Source organism: Dysgonomonas mossii (assembly GCF_004569505.1).
GTDB lineage: Bacteria > Bacteroidota > Bacteroidia > Bacteroidales > Dysgonomonadaceae > Dysgonomonas.
In genome coordinates this window covers 1-20,711 of sequence record NZ_SPPK01000011.1, presented here as the reverse complement: position 1 = coordinate 20,711, position 20,711 = coordinate 1, and the positions used below count along the sequence as shown (strand labels likewise).

The following is a 20,711-nucleotide window of genomic DNA, read 5'->3' as shown; positions in this document are numbered from 1 at the left end:
GTAGATATGTATCTACCTCTTGGAATAGAGGTTAAAGTTGAGATCGGACAAACAGTTATCGGCTGCAGAACTTTAATAGCAGTAAATAATATCAAAAATAAACAATGAAGCGATTTTGATGTACGTCCTCTGTCTGAGATAAATATAGTCAAAGGAAAAGGATGCTGTGTATATGATAATAAAGGGATCGAATACTTGGATTTGTATTGCTGGAATGCCGTAATTTCGATAGGACGTTCACATCCATATACTTAAATTAAAGAAGAGTTAAGGAAAATATCTCATTTATAAATATTTACTAAGAATACGTATACCTTTTTCCAAATTGTCCTCAGAAAGAGATGCGTATCCGATTCTTATTCCAGATATTGCACTATCATAACTAAATCTATCAGGTGTATAAAAGCTGACCAGTTCGGGATTTACTTTTTCCTTCAATTGATATAAGTCGATATTCTTGATCGGTTTCAGCCAAAAAGCGAGACCTCCATCAGGTTTCTTATATAGGACTTTATCCTTCAGGTGCTGATCTAGTAAATCGGCAAATAAATCTCGTTTAGCTTGGTAATGAGTTAACATACGTTTTTGATGTCTTCGAATATCACCGGAAATAATCAAATCTAGGATAGACTGCTCCATGATTGCATCGCCTTGAAGATCTACCATTTTACGCAATCTCCCTATTTGAAGTATAAAATCCGGATTACTCACAATATAGCCCACCCTTACAGCGGGCGCAATTAATTTACTTAGTGTTCCGATATATACATAATTACGAATTCCCTCAAATGAAGAAATCGGCATAATAGGACGTTGATTGAAATGATATTCATTGTCATAATCATCTTCAATAATGGTAAATCCATACCTGTTAGATAGCTCGATAAGTTGAAATCTTCTGGCCAAACTTAATGTCACAGTAGTCGGATATTGATGATGTGGTGTCAGAAAAATGGCTTTTACTCGTTTCTTTTTTACTATATCTTCAATCTGGTCTACATTGATCCCATCGTCATCTACATTCACGGGTATTAATCTTGCTCCTACATGTTCGAATGTATTCCAGGCAGGTCTGTATCCCGGATTTTCAACTAACACAACATCTCCTTTTTCGAGTAAACAATGAGCTGTAAGAAACAATGCCATTTGACTTCCACGTGTAATGCATACATCAGCAACCGATGTTTGCATACCTCTGTTCTGATTAAGCATAGTGGATATTGTTTCACGAAATTTATCATCACCAAATTCGCTGGCAATATTCATGATTTGCCAATGGGCTTTGCGGCTAAAGATACGTCGATATGCTCTCGCCAATTCTTTCATTGGAGTATACACTGCATCCGGAAGTCCGTCATCGAAAAATATTAAATCGTTTCTGAATATCTCACTTGGTTGAATTTGAGATTTTTTCTTTTTTGAGACTTGGGATATCTGTATTTTATTTGATACATAAGTTTTCTTTCTTTCCTCTGAGATAATCCAACCCTCATTAATAAGGATATCAAATGCCAGAACAACTGTGTTGCGATTAACTGATAATTCAGCTGCCATATGCCGGGTACTAGGCATTGTTTCTCCAGCCTTGAGCACACCACTCTTAATCGATTCTATTATCAAATCAGCTATCTGTATATAAATAGCCTTATCGCCCGATCTGTTTAACTTGGTATGTAATAGTTTTAAGTTCATATTTTTGGACTATCAATCTATTTCTAATTCGAAGAGTAAATATAGTCCAATCAATTTATATTTTAAGCGGAATTTATATAAAAGTGAAAGAATTAAAAAGATTCCATTTGTTAATATTGGAAAAGGAAAATATAACCCAAATGAAGCGAATAATTCAATAACCGTTATTTTGAAGCATTAAAATTTCTAAACCAAGAATAAAATACAAACGTTGTTTTCTTTTTTCATTTAAAAACATTTATTTACATTTGTGCCAGATTTGGTAATCAGTATATTTCATATCCTGATGAAAGGGAACTCGGTGAAAATCCGGGGCTGTACCTGCAGCTGTAATTCCTCGTGTTATATCGGTTAAATATTCTATGCCACTGTTCTTTATCCTAGAATGGGAAGGCTTTTAACCGGAGGAGAGCCAGAAGACCTGCCAAAAGACAAATAAACACCAAGCTTCCAGGGATAGGAGTGGTTGTGGATACTTTATGTATACATTGCTATTTTATTAATTTTCAGGAAACTCGATGTTTTATTTTATTAATTTTTAAAGAATTATAAAATAAGATATGAGGTATTATTTATTATTGACAGCTGTATTTCTTTGCTGTCAATTGCTAATCGCACAAATTGCCGATACGACTCGGCATGTTGTAAAATCTGTTTCTCTAAAAGAAGTTGTTGTTACCGGTACTGGTACTGAACATTACATTAAAGATGCGCCTGTACAAACTGAAGTGATTTCAGGAAGAGCTTTAAAGGAATATGCGGGGCGTGATATTGAGGATCTATTGGGAGGCTTGTCTTCTTCTATTACTTTTAACCGGAGTGACATGGGGAGTAATATTCAACTCAATGGTCTGAAGAATGATTACATACTTATTCTTATAGACGGAAAAAGGCTAAATGGAGACATTGGCGGGCAAAACGATTTAAGCCGTATCAATATGAACAATATTGAGAGGATCGAGATTGTAAAAGGAGCAGTTTCTTCATTATATGGTTCAGATGCAATCGGTGGTGTTATAAATTTCATAACTAAAAAGAACAAAGATAAACTCAGTATTTCTAATACTTCCCGCATAGGCAAATATGGAGATCTAGATCAAAGTAATATTTTTGCATTAAAGCATAAAAGGTGGAGTTCGAATACTTCATTTTCTTTGAGTCATACTGATGGTTGGCAGAATACAACTCAAGAATGGTATAGAGGCAAACTCTATGAAAACAGTGTTACAAAAACAGTAAATCGCTCTACGGATTATACTATTTCACAAGATTTATCGTATCAGGTATCTGATAAACTCACATTAAATACGAGTGCTTCTTTTTATGAAAAATGGACTTATCGTCCTACGGGTATTCCTCAGTGGCGGTTGTATGACTTTTATTATAGGAATCAGTCCTATAGTACAGGAGGAAAATACAATATGCAAAATAAAGATTACCTTACATTTGACTTTTCATTTGACAAATACGATTATTTTTATGACTATACAAGTCGTGAATACACAGACTATTTTGATGAGAACGGAGACCGTATTGTTTACTATTCAGGAGATCGCATCCTTCAAACATCCCAACGGCGTGTATTGGGTAATTTGAAAGGTGTATTTTACCTAGATGAACAAAATACATTAAACACAGGAATCGAATATATTTGGGATCGGCTGGTATCACCTTATCGTCTTGAAGGAGATAAAGCTACAGCTTACTCTGTATCGGCATATGCTCAGGATGAATGGAATGTGACAGATCGATTTAATATAACAGCAGGAATCCGATTCGGACAACACCGGGAATTTGGCCAAACATTCACACCTAAAGTTTCGGCTTTGTACAAGTTTCATAACTTTAATTTTCGAGGAACATATTCTAATGGGTTTAAGGCTCCCACTATAAAGGAGTTGTATTATCACTATTATGCTACCATAATGAGTAAATACAAAGCTTATTATGGAAATATCAATCTAAAAGCTCAAAAGTCGGATTATTATGCATTAAATATCGAATATCATTTACCTCGTTTTAATGCAAGTGTAACCGCCTATCATAATAATATAAGGAATATGATTTCTCTTCAGACAATAGAAACTTCTTATGAAGACAAACTACAGTTGGTGGAGGAAACCATGAAATACGTTAATCTGGCAAAAGGGCGGACTTATGGTATGGATTTCACTTTTGACGCCGAATTGCCAATGAATATAAAAATAGGAGGGGGGTATAGTTATCTGGATGCTAAAGGGCAACGTACAGATGATGAAACGGCAAACGATTACATGAAATATGTATATATAAACGGCACTTCACGACATAATGCAAACATTCGTATTTCATGGTTTAAACCGTGGCAGAAATATAAATTAGGACTTAGTCTGAATGGACGTTACCAATCAAAACGCTATTATACAACAGACGGAGATACAAGGGGCTATCAGATTTGGAGAGTCAACACATCGCATTCTTTTCTTGATTCTAAAAAAATAAAATTAGATATCAATATCGGAGTAGATAACATATTCAATTATGTCGATCGGAGTCCTTTCGGACATAATAGAGGGACAACGTCCCCCGGTCGGAATTTCTACACTTCTATTATCGTAAAATTTCAAAATCAAAACAAATAATTATTTTAAAACTATTTATTATGAACAAATTCTTAAAGAATCTTCTAACATTTTCCATGATCCTTTCTATAGGATTTTTCAGCGCTTGTTCAAATGATAACGAGGATGAGAAAAACGATAGAAATGCTGTTGTAATCAGTAAAAAGAACGAAACAGCCATACTCCTTTGCTCTTTCGGTAGTACTTACGAACAGCCTCAAGCTACTTATGATCAAATTATAAAAGATTATCAGGCAGCCTTTCCTAATACAGACATCTATATGTCATTTACATCTCGTACTATAATTTCTCGTGTGTATGCGCAGATCGGTAAAGCTTATTCTCAACCCGATCTATGGCTAAGCGCAATCGGTAAAGCAGGTTATAAAAATGTATATATACAATCACTACATATTATTCCAGGAGAAGAATACCTTAGCCTAATGAACACGGATGTGAAGAAAAACTTTATGATTCCTTTTCCTAACGTTAAAGTAGCTAAGAGTTCTTGCTTGCTCGAAACAGAGGAAGATGTAGATGCTGTTGCTCAAATCCTTTACAAATATTATAAAAACCGATTAGATGCAGGAGAGATTGTTGCTTTGATGGGACATGGTAATCCTGATACTGAATACACGCATGCAAATGAGAGGTATGCCCAACTTGAAATCGCATTGCAAAATTTGAGCGGAGAGAAAAATATCTTTGTAGGAACAGTAGATTGGGGAGCTAAAATGTTTTCACATATACGTACTGAAATTGAAGCTTTTGCCACTAGAAAAGGTATAACTAAAGATAATTATAAGAAAATTACCATTAGCTTGGCTCCTCTGATGTCAATTGCCGGGGATCATGCCCAAAATGACTTGTTGGGAGGTTTGGAAGACGGTCAGAGTTGGGATAAGATTAATCCAGAAGAGCCGGATCACGAAGCAGAGTATAGCTGGAAATTAAAATTAGAAAAACTTGGATTTACAATTGGTGCCGATGGTACTAACATAGACCCGAAACATTTCAATGTTGTTGGTTTGGGAGATCATAGTGCAATACGTACAATTTGGCTTAACCATATGAAACATGCTGTCAAAAATGCAACATCATGGAATGAGCATTTAGGAGAATAAGTATTATTGAATATTTTGAGAGTATCCATAATATTGTGTCCCGTCCTTAATATAGGTTGACAGGATTTATGCTAGAATATCATATGAACCGATGAATTTTGATTCATCGGTTTTTTGTTTTAGGCGTCTAACGTTAGGGGTTTCCATATTTAAGTCTATTATTATAAATATCAATCAAAAAAGAAGGTAACTCAATTTTGAGAGACCTTCTTTTCCATTCACCAGAATAAATTTTAATGGATATAATCCTATATCATGGTTTGATCAATTTCCCAGCTTTAGCATCCGTATAAGTCGGATTGTAAGCATTATCAGTAACGATCCATCCTTTTTCTGATATGGAACTTAAGGCATTTTTTAAGCCGGAGAAATCAACTAATACCTTATTGTATTTAATAGTTACAGCTTTCAAGCTATTCAATGTAGCAAAAAAATCAAGATTAGTCAGCTTGTTATTTGTATAATATTCTCCCGAAAAATCAAGAGTCCCATTTATAGTTTTTAGCTTAGGAATATTAAATTCTTCAAACTCGCCCATATAATTGGCTGTTATTATTCTACAGTCGCCATTTATAGTTTCTAATGCGGGTAGAGAAAGTTTTCTCATAACAGGAGAACCAATTTCAAGAGAACCCATGCTTTTGATTTTTGGCAAGTCAAGTGCCAAAGTTTCTGACATAATAAAAATAGTGACTATACCTCCTGCTTCTATCAAATTAGGCATTTTAAAACCTTCAAAATTGTACATTGAAATACTGAGGTCTTTTTTTACTTTTGTAGTAGGGAAAGAATAATTTGGGTATTTATTACTGGAAAGAGAAAATTTAAGAGTCCCCAATTCGCTATAACCCTCTACTACTTTCGGAGCACAACCTTCGAAGCTTAATTCTCCATCAAAGACATTAGCTCCTTTTAAGGTGTATTCTGACATTATATTATTCAGAATTATAGATTTTTCTATATTCAGCCTCGTTAAATCAATCTCGCGTATAGAGGTTATATTCTGAGCATAAATACCAATTCTCTCTACATTTTTAAGATTAAATCCGGAGAAAGTCTTAAACGATACATCGTTAATAGAAACTCCTCCTACTCCCACACTGCTAAGAGAAGAAAAACCATCTAGATTATCTTCTACAGCAGCCATATAAGATATATCAAATTGTTTTCCGACTGATTTCAAACTTTTAAAACCTTTAGTATCTTTCAATTTATCCAGATTAGAAAGGGTAAATTTACCATCTACTGAGGATAGAGATTTAAATCCGTCGAAAGATGGAATCGACGGAAGATAGTTGAGATTAAAGTCGCCACCGATAGTCGCCAAAGAAGACACATTAAGATTGGTAAGCAGGTCGTTATTAGATATCTGAAAGTCTGATTTTATAGTTTTTAAATATGATAAATCTATTTTTTCTACTTTTTTTAAGCTACTCAATTCTAATTTGTAAATATTTTCCAAATTAGGCATAGATAAAGATTTTAGTTCTTGCCAATTTGATACCTTAAAAGAACCACCCACACTCTTCAATGATCCAATTTTAAACTCATCCAATACATTTGTACCCCATCCGCCATCTAAAGTAAAATCTTCTATGACAGTTTCTAGTTTTCCTAAATCAAGCATTTTCAAGACCTCTGCCTTGCTGATGTATATACCTCTATCCACATGCTTTAATTCAGGTAATAGTATTTTTTGTAATCTTTTTGGCAAATCAATATTGATCCCCGTAACGATGTATTCTAATTGAGGTAAATTTATTTCCTCTAAAGTATTATTCAACTCTACAACTTTCAGAGAGCCAAGTTTTTTTAGATTTTTCAAATCATCCAGATTCTTCCCTGCATAAGTCGGATTGATCGTTAATCCAAACTTGATGCTTGTTAATTTAGAGAATGGAGCCAATGTATGTATTGAGTCTGAGCCACTAGCAGCACCGATCGTTATATTACCATTTATCTCTGTCAGCCCCATGTCTGCAAAAGCATTCACATCTTCCTGAGTAAGCAATGTTATATCGCCGTCGCGTGAAACGACACCACGCTCTAATTTATACTTATAGCTTCTTTCTGTTCCGTTGTACCCTTTAACGACGAATGTTTGCTCAGCTGTCCAATCTTTTATAGAAGAAGGATTGGGACTAATTGTTGCATTTTCACTAATTGTAATATTTACAGTAGCATTATTAAGCAATATATTTTCAGGAACTGTAACAACTATTTCATTGTTTATAGTCGATATTGACCCATTGAAAGAGATTCCATCTTTTTCCAACCGAAAAGATGTTATATAATTATCACCTCCATTGAAGTCTCTGTCGTCGCTACATCCGGCTGTCACCAAAGCGAATAGGAGTAATATAAATATCAGATTATTTATTTTCATTGTTTTTTTGTTTATAATTCTAAAACTAAGTTTAAAGAACACTTACTTAAATATTCCATCTTATAGTTTATGGTTTTGTCCAAGCACCAGATTTAAGTTGGTCGTATGTTGGATTGTAGCCATTTCTCTCGACAATCCATTGTCCTGCAGTAAGTGTAGATAGTGCATTCTTCAAGCCAGCATATGAGACTAAAGCTGCTTGAGCTTTAATTTCTATACCACTTACTTTTTTCAATGCTGAGAAACCATTCAAATCTGTTAGCTCCTCGTTTACCTTACTAGCATCATCCTTGTATGGCACCAGACTCATCTTTCCTTCTATACTAGTTAATTTAGGAAATAGCAGATATCTCAGATGGCAGCTAGGACTCCATGATGAAGTAGACATGTAGCCTGTGCCAATGGTGAAGTCTCTTCCTACTGATTCTAACTTAGGAACATTCAATGTTCGGACAGACCTTGAATCAATGGTTACGTTAAAATTTCCTCCAACATTTTTAAGATCCGATATGTTAATCTGAATTACAGAAGGGTCTACAATATTATTCAGGTGATTTATGGTGAAGTTTCCTCCAACTTCTTCCAGATCTGATATAGAAAAATCCTGTAAATTATTATTAGGAATAGTAAGTCCTTTCTTTATTTTTTTTATTCCTTTTATATTTAATACATCTATATTAGAAATATAAGATCCGAGGCTCAGAGAATCTACTTCGGAAAATCCTTGTAGCTTTGGGAATTTAAGAGTGTAAGATTTAGCATTATCCGGCAGAATACTTAATGTTCCGTTAAATACATCATCTCCGATAATTTCAACACCATCAACAGCCGAAGCCATTACTGCCAATTCCTTTATATTCATACCTTTGATGTTTATTTTGGTAAGAGGTGTAGAAAGATAGTTATAGATTGATAATCTATTAATCTTTTTTATCGAAGAAGGAAATATTAGGTCTTTCATAGCTAGATCTAGCATATAAAGTTCTCCTTCAACCGTTTCCAATGATTCAAAACCTTTAGCCAGTCCATTTATTTTGGCATAATTAAGACTTAGTTTTCCTTTTACTCGCTTTAGTTTAGGAAGATTAACCGTCGTAATCTGTTTTCCTTCTACAATCATATCGTTAACCTCCTCCAACTCCGGCAGGCTAAATTCGCTCAGTTTACTAGTAGCTGAAGTAGTTAATTTACCTGTTATAATCTGCAACTTAGGCGCATTTATATATATCAATTTTTCTAATGGGTAAAGATTCAAATCAGCAATGGTCTTCAATTCTGAAAAATCCACTTTTTTTACATTTTCCAGACGAGAAAGTTCGATGCTTCCTACTTCTTTCAAATACGGTAATATAACCGAAGGCATCAATGCTTTTACATTGGAAAAAGTATTTGTTAACCGGAATGTTTCTCCCACTCTTTCCAAACTAGGAAGAATTACCTGCCCCATCCCCGAGTTAATAACAAAAGACTTAGACACATTCTTTAGCTTAGGAAAACTAATGGTTATTAAAGAATCGTTTTTCAAAGCTACTCCTCCTGCCATTTCTAAAGCAGGGAACAAAACGCTTTGCACTCTTGAAGAAGATTCTATTTGAATAAGATCTCCTACTTTAGTCAGATTTTCTAAGCCTTCAAAATTAGTCATACCGACAGTAGGATAAACAATTAGAGAATAGCCTATCTGTGTAAGACCAGCCAACGGACTTAATGATTTGATGGAATCTTTACCTGAGATTTGCCCCAGAATCAGATTTCCGGCAATCGAAGTAATGCCTTTCTGTCCAAAAGCATCTACATCGGCCTGAGTAGCGAGTATAATAGTACCGGCTTGTTCCTGCTCAGTTCTGTTTACAGTATATTTATACTGAGAACGAGTACCATTGTAAGAAGTTACAGCAAATACTATATCTTCTTCCCAGTTGGTTATCTCCTCGGGATTAGGAAATATTTTAGCATTCTCACTGAGTTTTACAGTAGCCTTAGCTCGCTCTAGAGACTGACTGGAAGAAGCATTAATGGTAATCTTATTACCTTCAATTAATCCATTCAATTCTGTTTCATTCTCTAGTCTCAGAGAGAAAGAAGTTATATAATTGTCTTTTCCTTCAAATTCTTTGTTGTCGTCACTACAAGCAGGTAATAAAATGACAGACAATATCAGCAGACAGATATAATGGTATATTCTTTTCATTATCTAATTAGTCTTTTAGTTATTAAAATTCAGATCAACAGGATTACCCGGCTCAGTTGATACTTCACCAACTAAAGAGCCTTTACCTACAGAAGCCGTATGTACTTTTACAAAATCTATATGAGTGAGGTTAGCAGGACTTCCATCAGCATGAATAGCATCTTCTATCCAAAACTCCCCAATGGGTCTCGTTGGGTCTGTATTGTGATTGTCCACATACCCCCATCCTAAGTCTCTGGACGATTCATAACCTGTACCTTCGGCAATATAGAATGTCGGTGGCACACGTGTACCAGTCAAGGTATAAGCACTTTCTTTTATAAACATTGGGAAGAAATAGTCTTGAGAGTGATATCCATTAATATCTACCGAACCTGTATTTCCAAAATTGTCTGTCCACATTACATCAGTTCTTTTTTCTGTAGGTTTGTAATAAGTAACAGCATAGCGTTGTATGTTGTCTTTCTTTCCATACTCACTGCCTTTCAGTTCGTACCATGTATCATCGGGTAATCCGTTGCCATTCGAATCTTGCATAACCCAAACTACTCCCGGTTCGCTCCAACCGACAAAAGAGTTTCCATTGATACTCAAGTCGGCTTTATTCGCAACATTCTTCACACTATGGTCAAATCCTACTACAAAATATCCACCATAAGCTCCTATATGAAACATATTAGAGTTAGCATCCACAGCAGTTTGGAATTTCTGTAACACCTGAGCTAGAGATTGATATTGAGATTGAAAGTCAATAAACTGTCCCGGAGCAGGAATGTAATTGAAAGCTTTAGTCGCAACAGCTTTACTGTCTGTTTGTATTGCTCTGAAATAAGTGCTTTCAGGCTCAGTACAAGTAACCTCTACTCGAGCCTTTACTGATGTTCCTGTCTCTGTTACTTCTATCAAATAAGCTTTCTTTTCGGTAGGTGTAAATTTTAAAAACTCGGTAGTCGAACTTTGTGCAACTCCATCAACAGTCCACTTAAAGCCGGCAGGTTTATCTATATGGCAAATAACAGGAGCTAACACCAAAGTTCTGCCAAGAGGGACTGTCATCTTGCGTAGATTATTTTTATTGGTTATGGTTCGGTATAGACCATCATCGAAATAAAGTTCTGCTTCGGGTACAGGTAATACGACTACTGTTAGGGCTTTGATGTCAACACCGTCTTCAGTAGTTACTTTAACAGTCAAGGCAAATGAACCTAAATTTTCTTCTACAAAAGAGTACACTTGTTCTTCCGATACTATTTCACCATTTTTTCTCCATACATATTCTGCGTTTTCTGCATAGTTGGCTGTTGCTTTCAGCTCTATTGGTTGCCCCACATATGCAATATAGCTGGAGACCATTTCTATTTCGGGTGATATTTTATCTGCTACAGTAACTTTAATCTGCGACTCTTTATATCCAATTTCATCGTCAACCCTAAATATGATAAAATATTCGCCAACGCTATAGTCACTGAAATTTAACTGTAAATCATTCGAAATAATTTTCCCATTCAATTTCCACGAATAAATAGGATTGGTTGCATTGGTTACTTGCGGTACAATCTCTAATGTTTTCCCTTTTCTAACTTTATACTCATTTTGTGAGAATGTAATAGTTATATCGTTTTGAACTATATCATCATCACCAGAACATGATGAGAGGTAATAACCACTCAATAGTAAAAAAAGAAATAAAATTTTATTTTTCATCATTTACTTTTTTATTAATCTAAAATTAAACTTTTCAACCTATGTTTTGTAAACACAATATGAGCCGGAATCTCTCCTGTAACCACAGACCATTTTCGGTTACCCGTTTTGTCAAAGCAGAACAACGTTCCCGGACTAATATAATCTTTAGCGTCAGTCACATATATGTCTTTGGTTTCGGGATGAATAGCTAAACCATACGGAATTACGATTTGCTTTTCAGTTCCATCTTTAATGAAGTTCCGAGATACAACTGTTTGGCTTTTGGTATTTACAATAGCATAAGTAATTGTGTTTTTTTGAGTTATATGACTCCATTCTACACTATACATATAAATAGAATCGCCCATCGCGGTCATATTAGAGCATGGTAAGTTTAAAGTTTTGCTTACCATATCGTTTTTCCCGATGATATATGTATTTGATGCCGTAGATTTATAATCGCCTCGCGAGCTTACATAGATATTATTATCACTATCCAATTCCAACCGATGTAAATTAATCCCTACTGTTATCTTCTTTATTTCTTCGAACTTACCTAAATCAATAACAGACACTGTATTATCGTAATTCGGAACTCGGTAACCTCCCGAGTTCGCGACATACAATTTATTATCTCTTATCACCATTTCTTCGGGTTGATAGCCTACAGAAACCCGTCCAACTTCCTTAAAGTTGGTAGTGTCTATCTTTACGATACAACCTAGTGGGGTATCCGGTTCTATCTTAACAGGTCCATTGTAAGAACTTATATACGCATAACCTTTGTCGAAAACGATGTAACGGCAGTTGGGTATAGTGAGAGAACCTATATGGCGTGCAGTATTTACATCCAACACCTCCACATAACCTGAAACATTGATTACGGCATATAGTTTATTCCCATAAATCTGGATATCGTTACCTACATCTCCCAGTTCATGGGCAATGTTAGGATTTAGATAAGGATAAATATTTTGACAATATTTACCGGTTTTACGATCGAAGTAATCAATGGAAGATTTATTACTTCCCATATTGGCTTCATTCAACAGATAAAATCCTTTTATATTACCTTCTTCTCCTTCTACAACAGTTGTTTCATCAACAGGAGCTACCGGTGTTATTGTGGGAGGAATCAGTTCCTCATCATCTCCTCTACATGAATAGAGAAGAGTTAATCCTACAATTAGAATTAGAAATCCTAATTTGAATAATCTTCTTTTCATAATTTTCTTAAATAGTTATATTGAGTATAAATTTGAAATTTGTTCCTGGCATAGGGTAATTCAAGACTACATCGTAAGCCTGATTAAATAGATTATTAATTTCCATGGTAGCTTTGTATTTATTTTTCCTCCACACAAAAGACTTACCGATAGCCATATCGTGAGTGTACCAAGGCTCAAGTCTATTACGGGGAATATTGGCACTACCTGTATACCTAGTAGCTGTATAAATAAAACTGTATGATAAATTCCATGATTTATAATTGACGCCTAATATGGCCGATGCACTGTGGGTCGGAATATATGCTATTTGTCCTTTATAGGTAATGGTATCACTCTCTACTACCATTGGAGTATAGTCCTGTGCTTTTTGGTAAGTATAATTTATCCGAGTATCTAAAGTTAGATCTTTTCCTATCTTGTTAGTAGATGTTAAAGCAACATCTACTCCTTTTATCTTTACAAGACCAATATTTTTCATTGTCCAACGAAAATTTACACCGCCCGGGATAGCTAATAATTTGTCTGTAACTTCGTTGTAATAGGCATCGACTTGTCCTTCTAGAAAAAATGATGAATTTATATTTTTTGAATATACGAACCCTAAATTATATTGTTTGGTAAATTCGGGTTTGAGGTAAGAAGACAATGTCCCCATATATGCCATATGCATCTCGGTGAAGGTCGGCATTCGAAATATATTTTTATAAAAGGCTCTTAAAAATAGGTTCTCTCTACTCCATGGTTGCCATGAGGCCATCAAGGTGGGTGTGATTTTATCCCAATCACGTTGAATGTCTTTTTTATCTTCTTTGGTAGATTCATGGACAACAGTACCGAGTAAACTACCCTGTATTTTTACTCTATCCAGATCGAGAGAAGTCGCTACAGCTACCCAAGTAGAATACCGTTGCGGATAGATAAATTCCACCAAATTGGCATTCATTTTATTCCACTGAAAGTCGGCAGAAATGTTGGCTGTCCACGAAGGAAGGATATTAAATAGATTGGCTGAAGAAATATAAACATCATGGAGCATATATTTATTTTTCAACTTTTGAATTAAAGTATCAGATTCATAATACAAATAATCGTACGCATATTTCCCTGATATCTTTGTTGCATAAACGCCTGAAAATCTCTCATTTAAAGCTGATTGAACAAAGAAATTCCGATCCTTTTGTCTATCTTCATGCTTAAATCTTCCGGGTTCTTCTTTCACAATCGCTCCAGGGTATCCCCGTTCTGAAGTATAGAAATAAATACGACTTTTCCAATCACCTCCTTTTAACTTTCCGAAGAAGGCTTGCTCAATTCTAAATATCTGAATGTCTCCATTCTTTCGAACAGCGGTAGTATCGTATCCCCCTCTATTGTCAACAGTATTTTGAACTTTGTATTGAAACTTATATTTACCTGTCGAGTTAGTGTAATCAATATTAAACGATGAATTTAATTTCTCAGATAGCTTTTGTTCCCAATACAAAGAAGGATTAATCAGTCCGAATGCTCCTGTTTTGAAAGTAAATTTCAGATTATATTTTTTGTTGCATCCAAACTGAGGAGTTTTAGCTTCTATGTAGATAGAACTTGCAGAACTGTAATCTTTTGCCGGCTGAAAAATGGAGCTTTTTTGTCCGTTATGTAAAGAGATAGCTTGAATATTATCAAGTGAATATCGTCCAAGGTCTACAACTCCATTCTGAGGATTCGCTATTTCAATCCCATCATAGAATACACCTACATGCTGGCTACCCATACTACGTACATTTATAGTCTTAAGACCACCAATACCACCATAGTCTTTCAATTGTACACCCGAAAAATAACGCAAAGCATCAGCTACAGAATGGGCACTTAAATTTTGTAATAATTCTCCCGATAGTACTTGTACAGGGATAACATCTACTCTAGTTTTACGAGCCGAGACTACTATCTCATTTAGATGTTGTATACTATCTAGTTTACTTTGCGCGAAGCCCGTTATGGAACAAAAGTATATAAAAGAAAACATTAACCCAACTCGGTTAAACCCACGTAATGACGACATCTAAGCCACCTGATTAAAGGATTATCAAATAACTTAACAGGAAAATATAAACGATTAAATTAAAAAGAGCAACCATAATAATTATGGTCAGAATTCTGCTTTTCATCTTCTTCAGCTTTATTTCCCGAAAGCCTTAAATTATAATAATCTTGGCAGGTCTTCTGACTTACTCCATCTTTGAATCGTCCTTCCCATTCATTGTTGAACAGTGGCTTGAGTATTGTTCAAAGATTTTAGTAGAGCTTACAGCAGCGGGTCTGTTCAGGATTTACACCTGATTCCCTTTTCATCACTTTTCCGTAAGTTATTGGAATTATGACACCAAAATCGAAAACAAAGGTATGTTTAAATATTTAAAAAAGAAAACTTATTATAAAGAAGATTAAAAACTGGTAGAGCTTTTGTTCCACTCTTAGCTTTTTGAGGGTTGTTTCAGCTTTTTAGTTTGTATGAACATAAAATGTAATTATTTTCGACTATTTTTTCTGATAGGGTATAACAATTATTTAATCCTATGAAAATATAATTATTATGAATTATATGATCAAAATAGTTTTTCTCTATCGAGTTTAGGCTAAATAACGTTCAAAGAAAAATATTGCGATACATAAAAAATATTAGGCAAAATCGATTGTTTAAAAAATGTATACTATAGATTTAACTTATTATATTCTGCGAAACTAGACACTTTAGGATATTTCAACGTGTCATTTAAAACCTTGTTTATAGTCGGATAAATCTTTGTCTTTTTATATTAGTCTGCTGCCTCCAACTTTACAACCAACCTGATTATAATATTGAGTTAATACTGAAGATATGAACTGAAAGTTATCGAGCGAAATCAATATGCTTGGTTATTCCTTGACTGTAATAATCCGTCAAGATTAATTACCCCCAATTATTTAGGAACGGTACAAAAGAAAAATATACATATTATAATTATAAAATAATACTTTCTCATATAGATAAGCATGTTTTATTTGTTCCAAGATTACCACAAATATATTATCACTTCCTTCTTTTTGATTTAACAAAGAACGAGTATCACTTAAATATAGGATCTACTCTATAATTTGAACCAAATATTTGTTTGGGAAATATGATAATTAATAATCTTTGTATGTTTAAAATTGTAAAATATTATTCATATGAAAAAAAAGAAAATTCCTGCAAAAAAGGAGTCTGTGTTATTTGTTTTTCGAGAAATCGTCGAAAACAATAAAGAAGGCGGTCGATATCATACGGTTGCTAACTATGTAAGTTTTGTAAATAAATTAAGTGTTTATCTTGGGGAACAAAGCGAATCCTTTACTTTGCAAGAGTTAAACAAGGAGTGGGTTGAATCATATATTGAATGGCTACATGAAAAACACCCAGATAAACCTCAAACTGTCGATTTCTATTTTAGAGGTCTTCGTGCATTATTTAATACAACAATGAAAATAAAGGAATATTCAAATCTTAATATAGCAAGCCCCTTTATTGGAGTATATGTAAAAAAAGGAACAACTTCTAAAAGGGCACTTTCTGTAAAAATGTTGTCTAAACTGCTAAATCCAGAATTAAATTCATCCTTATCCGTTAGTCAAAAAGAATCTTTAGATATATTGTTAGTTAGTCTATATTGTAGAGGTATGGTTTTTCATGACATATATAACCTCAGGTGGGATATGATTAATAATTTCTGGCAAATTGAATATTGCCGAAATAAAACCGGACAATCGATTCGTCTGACTGTACCTAGAGAAGGACAAGAGATAATGTTACGATATAAAAAAAACAATAATTTGTATGTTTTCCCTTTTCTCAGAGAAAAAAACAATAAAACTGTACTATGTGAGAAGTCTGCATTAAGGCGAATTAATCGACATGCTTTAATTATCGGCAAAATTCTTAATTTTCCTTGCAAATTAACGACTTATGTTATGCGACATAGTTGGGCTACGCTGATGTTAGAAGCTGGAAAATCAGTTGAGGTAATTAGTCAATGTATGGGACATACATCAATAAGGACAACACAAATATACTTGTCTTCTATTTCAACTACAAAGGTAGATCGGGAAGTCAATGATATGTTAAACCGTTTTATTCGATTGGGTAAGAAGGGAAAAGATAAATATCAGAAAAGCCTTTATCCATCAGCAATTTCATAAGTCTCTTTCTTTGTGAGAAAGAGTTTTCCGAGCGTGTCTTAAATAATTGCACCAAAGATAATTATATTTTTTAAAGATTTAATGGTTATTATCAATATTTATTAAATATTGATTCTTTCTATATATTAATTATGGCATATAAAACGATATTCAGCTCATATATTATATTTTTTCACATAACTATGCCTCATAGTAAGGTTGTAATATAACATATTCATTGACAATACCATAAGTCTCACACTCTATGAGTGTAAGACTTACAGCAGAAGTAAATACACAATCGCTATAAGAAGTCTCTTTCTCACAAAGAAAGAGACTTCTTATAGTAAAATGCTTTAACAATTAAACTTAAAGATGAATTTCAGCAATTAATTAAACAAAGTCTACATAGTCTACATAGTCATCTTAATCTTTATATATCTCTATTAGCAAATCAAGAGGTTGTAATAAAAAATAAGTAAACTATTTATCAAACGATAGGACATGAGTTTCTTTGGTCTGAAGCATAAAAGAGCAAAAGGCATGTAAAAAAATTAAATATTGTACATCTATAAACTAGATCTAGTTTTTTATAAAATAACACGAAGAATAATAAAGGTAGCAGCAGTGTCTAAATTAAAATATTTGATATGAAAAGCAAAAAGCAATATTTTATTACATTATTAATTTATAGAAAAACTATTATGAAAAAGAGTTTTATTAACATTTGTGTTATAATTCTGCTTTCGGTAATGTTCAGTTGCGAAAATTCATTAGAGATGATACTTCCGCAAGGGCCGAAAGGAGATAAAGGAGATCCAGGTAAGTCTGCATTCGAACTTTGGTTGGAATATTATGGAAAAGATCCGGGAACTTCCATTGAAGAATTCTTTAATTCTTTAAGAGGTAAAGATGGAAAAGACGGAGATGTGCCTATTATCGGTACTAATGGTAACTGGTGGATCAGTGGTGTAGATACTGGCATTCCGGCACAGGGTAAAGACGGTAAGAATGGCATTACACCTGAGATTGGGGATAATGGAAATTGGTATATCGGAGGAGAAGATACCGGGGTCCCTGCCAGAGGAAAAGATGGTTTCTCTCCTTATATTAAAGATGGTTTCTGGTGGATTGGAGAAATCAATACTCTTGTCCCGGCAACAGGTAAAGATGGAAAAGACGGTAATACACCTACTGTAGAAATTGGCCCGGGTCCGAGTTTCTATTGGATTGTTAATGGAACTACGACGAATATTTCAGCAAAAGGCGTTGATGGGAGAGACGGAACTGATGGTAAAGATGGGTATACTCCAGTTATTGGAGACAATGGAAATTGGTGGATCGATGGTAAAGATACAGGTAAGCCTTCTGTCGTAATACCTGTTGTCGGAGACAATGGAAATTGGTGGATCGATGGTAAAGATACAGGTAAACCTTCACGTGGAGATAAAGGAGATAAAGGTGACGATGGTGTAGATGGAAAATCAGCCTATGAATTATGGAAAGAAGCTGTTGATAAATGTGACGGAACAGTCAAAAACAAAGATGGCTCGAATTACGACTGTTCTAAAAACTCGTGGGAAGACTTCCTTATCTGGCTACAAGGTGGCGATGTCTCTGTATTACACAAATACTGGACAACACTCCCTGGTAATGAAGGTAAAACTATTCAACAGTTTATAGACGAATTATTCGATTGTCATTGTGATGGAATTACAGTAAGTGTAATAGCACAAGACGAATGTGTAGAATTAAACGCTGACGGAACACTCAAAAAAGCTTATAATGCCAAACTAAGCGTAGGTGGAAAGAAAGGAACTTCTGTTGTGGTGACAGGAACCGGTGTGAATCTGACTGGAAACATAACAGACGATCAAACACCAGTTACATGGAATATTCCACGTAGTGATGCAAGCATCCAATTAACGATTGTTTGTACCGAAAGTGGTAATGCTGTGACAAAGAATGCATTTATCCCTGCTCTGAAATATGTAAAGCTAGACGGTGCAGCAACTGTAACACAGGTACCAGATGAACAAAAAGACATGGTTGTAATAAGCTTTTTGTCAGCTCCTGAAGAATTGATTATTGATGGAGAATCGGTTTATACTAAGACAGGAGGCATAAAAAGTGGTTCGGGATGGGCTGTTGCCAATGAAAAAGTATTTGCTCGATCTTATGAAAGAGGGGCGACAGCGCAACAACCTACTGTTGTAGCGAAAGGTGCTAACGGAGAATGTAGTACTATAACCGGAGCGTTTACAATTCCTACATTGGCTCCGGTTACTATTGGTACTCCACAACTTGCCATAGTGGACAATTGTGATTTAAGCCTGTCTGTTACAGGATCATCCGGCATGACAGTAAAGGCTTCTTATGGGTCATCTCCAGTTACAACTATTGAATTAACAGAAAGTCCATCTGGAACATACAAGGCAATCGTTCCGAGAGCATATACTGCTTATAATATAAGCGTAGTATCTGAAAAAGCAGGTGCCGGTACGGTAACGAAAACAATAACTGTAAACGGAAGTAATTTGTTAGAGGTTCTAACCCCACTTCAACTTAATACAGTATCGGGATATAATGACAATGCTGCTATTGCAACAATAAAGAGAGAGTTAAAGAATAATACATCTGCTCCACTCAAAGTTACTATTACCAGGGGTAATAATAATACATCAGGTTCACTAAGACGTACGCCTCCTGAGTTCCCGTACGAGGTTACAATACCTGCTAGTGCTTCGGTAACGATGGATTTTCAAAGAGATTATACTATAGCATATGGTAGCGGCTCTTATGTATTGACGTTTACAACTGAAAACGAATGTGGATTGACAAAAACAACAACATTGTCTGTTTCCAATCAAACCAACTATACCTCAAAATTCACAAAACCTGATGGTTTCGGCGGAGACGGTCAGCCTGGAGGTCCGGGATGGGATTATGATACAGATGGGGATCCGAATGTGACATTTATTGTAGATGTTTATGATGCTATACCTAATTCTTATGTTGAGTTCCAGTTATATAAAGGGGTAGGGTATTCCGCAATCTTCCGAGTGGAAGCAAATGCGAATGGACGCATTTCTCAAACTATAACGATGAAAGCATCAGAATTAGAAGCGGCTCTTAATAACGGCTATGGGTTCTTTAAATTCTTTAGTGACAGCGGATATACAGCACCATACAATATTGGAGCAACTAAAGAAAAGATACCTTTTGCATTTTAATAAACTATGAAAAAAAGAGTAATATGAAAAAAAATTATTTAATATATATTCTTTTGTTCGGTTTATTGTCTCCCTTATGTCCTGCTGTAGCGCAGGACATAAGTTCCGGAGTTATAAACCCAGAAGAAAAGACAAAGAAAGCTTGGGAAGTAGGTGTAGGTGCATCAATATTCAATTTTAGTCGTATTGATTTTACCAATTTCCAAAAAGCAACGGATAACTACAAGTTAGGCATGCATTTGCGTCATAGTATTATAGGGCCTCATCTATACATAGCTCGTGAACTGAATACACATTTCTATCTGGATGTACAAGGAAATCTTAGTTTCACAGAACAATATGTGGATGGCAAGGATAAGTTGAAAACAGCTTTCATGGTAGGCCCTGGTTT

10 protein-coding genes, 2 pseudogenes and 2 riboswitches are annotated in these 20,711 nt (G+C 34.8%); of the genes and pseudogenes, 6 read left to right on the top strand and 6 right to left on the bottom strand.

Going from position 1 to position 20,711, the window contains the following annotated elements; genetic code table 11:
- Positions 1-129: 129 nt before the first annotated feature.
- Positions 130-249: pseudogene (locus tag E4T88_RS18780) on the top strand (aspartate aminotransferase family protein); the annotation flags it as partial.
- Positions 250-285: 36 nt separating this feature from the next.
- Here E4T88_RS18780 and pdxR read toward each other — a convergent pair.
- Positions 286-1,692, bottom strand: coding sequence for a MocR-like pyridoxine biosynthesis transcription factor PdxR (gene pdxR, locus E4T88_RS16980; protein ID WP_135107514.1), 1,407 nt, complete (start codon positions 1,690-1,692; stop codon positions 286-288).
- Between the two features lie 243 nt (positions 1,693-1,935).
- Positions 1,936-2,135, top strand: a riboswitch (cobalamin riboswitch).
- Positions 2,136-2,252: 117 nt separating this feature from the next.
- Between pdxR and E4T88_RS16975 the strand changes: the two genes are divergently transcribed.
- Together E4T88_RS16975 and E4T88_RS16970 are read left to right on the top strand one after the other, a co-directional pair.
- Positions 2,253-4,313, top strand: a complete 2,061-nt coding sequence (locus E4T88_RS16975) for a TonB-dependent receptor plug domain-containing protein (protein WP_135107512.1) — start codon at positions 2,253-2,255, stop codon at positions 4,311-4,313.
- 20 nt (positions 4,314-4,333) lie between these two features.
- Complete coding sequence (locus E4T88_RS16970) at positions 4,334-5,416, top strand: sirohydrochlorin cobaltochelatase (protein ID WP_135107510.1); 1,083 nt, start codon at positions 4,334-4,336, stop codon at positions 5,414-5,416.
- A gap of 253 nt (positions 5,417-5,669) precedes the next feature.
- Here E4T88_RS16970 and E4T88_RS16965 read toward each other — a convergent pair whose 3' ends face one another.
- The 5 genes from E4T88_RS16965 to E4T88_RS16945 form a co-directional block, all read right to left on the bottom strand.
- On the bottom strand, positions 5,670-7,802 hold the full coding sequence (locus E4T88_RS16965) for an SGBP N-terminal domain-containing protein (protein WP_135107508.1): 2,133 nt from the start codon (positions 7,800-7,802) through the stop codon (positions 5,670-5,672).
- A 67-nt stretch (positions 7,803-7,869) separates the two neighbouring features.
- A complete protein-coding gene (locus E4T88_RS16960; RefSeq protein WP_135107507.1) occupies positions 7,870-9,993 on the bottom strand; it encodes an SGBP N-terminal domain-containing protein in 2,124 nt (707 codons plus the stop codon).
- Between the two features lie 15 nt (positions 9,994-10,008).
- A complete protein-coding gene (locus E4T88_RS16955; protein ID WP_260393725.1) occupies positions 10,009-11,700 on the bottom strand; it encodes a PKD-like domain-containing protein in 1,692 nt (563 codons plus the stop codon).
- 11 nt (positions 11,701-11,711) lie between these two features.
- Positions 11,712-12,905 (bottom strand): YncE family protein, encoded by a 1,194-nt coding sequence (locus tag E4T88_RS16950; RefSeq protein WP_135107502.1) that lies wholly within the window; start codon positions 12,903-12,905, stop codon positions 11,712-11,714.
- Positions 12,906-12,912: 7 nt separating this feature from the next.
- Positions 12,913-14,919 (bottom strand): TonB-dependent receptor plug domain-containing protein, encoded by a 2,007-nt coding sequence (locus tag E4T88_RS16945; RefSeq protein WP_228094004.1) that lies wholly within the window; start codon positions 14,917-14,919, stop codon positions 12,913-12,915.
- A 170-nt stretch (positions 14,920-15,089) separates the two neighbouring features.
- A riboswitch (cobalamin riboswitch) is annotated at positions 15,090-15,296 on the bottom strand.
- An 807-nt stretch (positions 15,297-16,103) separates the two neighbouring features.
- On the opposite strand from E4T88_RS16945, the gene E4T88_RS16940 reads away from it, so the two are divergent.
- The 3 genes and pseudogenes from E4T88_RS16940 to E4T88_RS16930 form a co-directional block, all read left to right on the top strand.
- Positions 16,104-17,108 carry a tyrosine-type recombinase/integrase gene (locus tag E4T88_RS16940; RefSeq protein WP_135107498.1) on the top strand — a complete coding sequence of 335 codons (1,005 nt, stop codon included), beginning with the start codon at positions 16,104-16,106 and terminating at the stop codon, positions 17,106-17,108.
- A gap of 683 nt (positions 17,109-17,791) precedes the next feature.
- Complete coding sequence (locus tag E4T88_RS16935; protein ID WP_135107496.1) at positions 17,792-20,320, top strand: collagen-like domain-containing protein; 2,529 nt, start codon at positions 17,792-17,794, stop codon at positions 20,318-20,320.
- Between the two features lie 23 nt (positions 20,321-20,343).
- Positions 20,344-20,711: pseudogene (locus tag E4T88_RS16930) on the top strand (OmpA family protein); the annotation flags it as partial.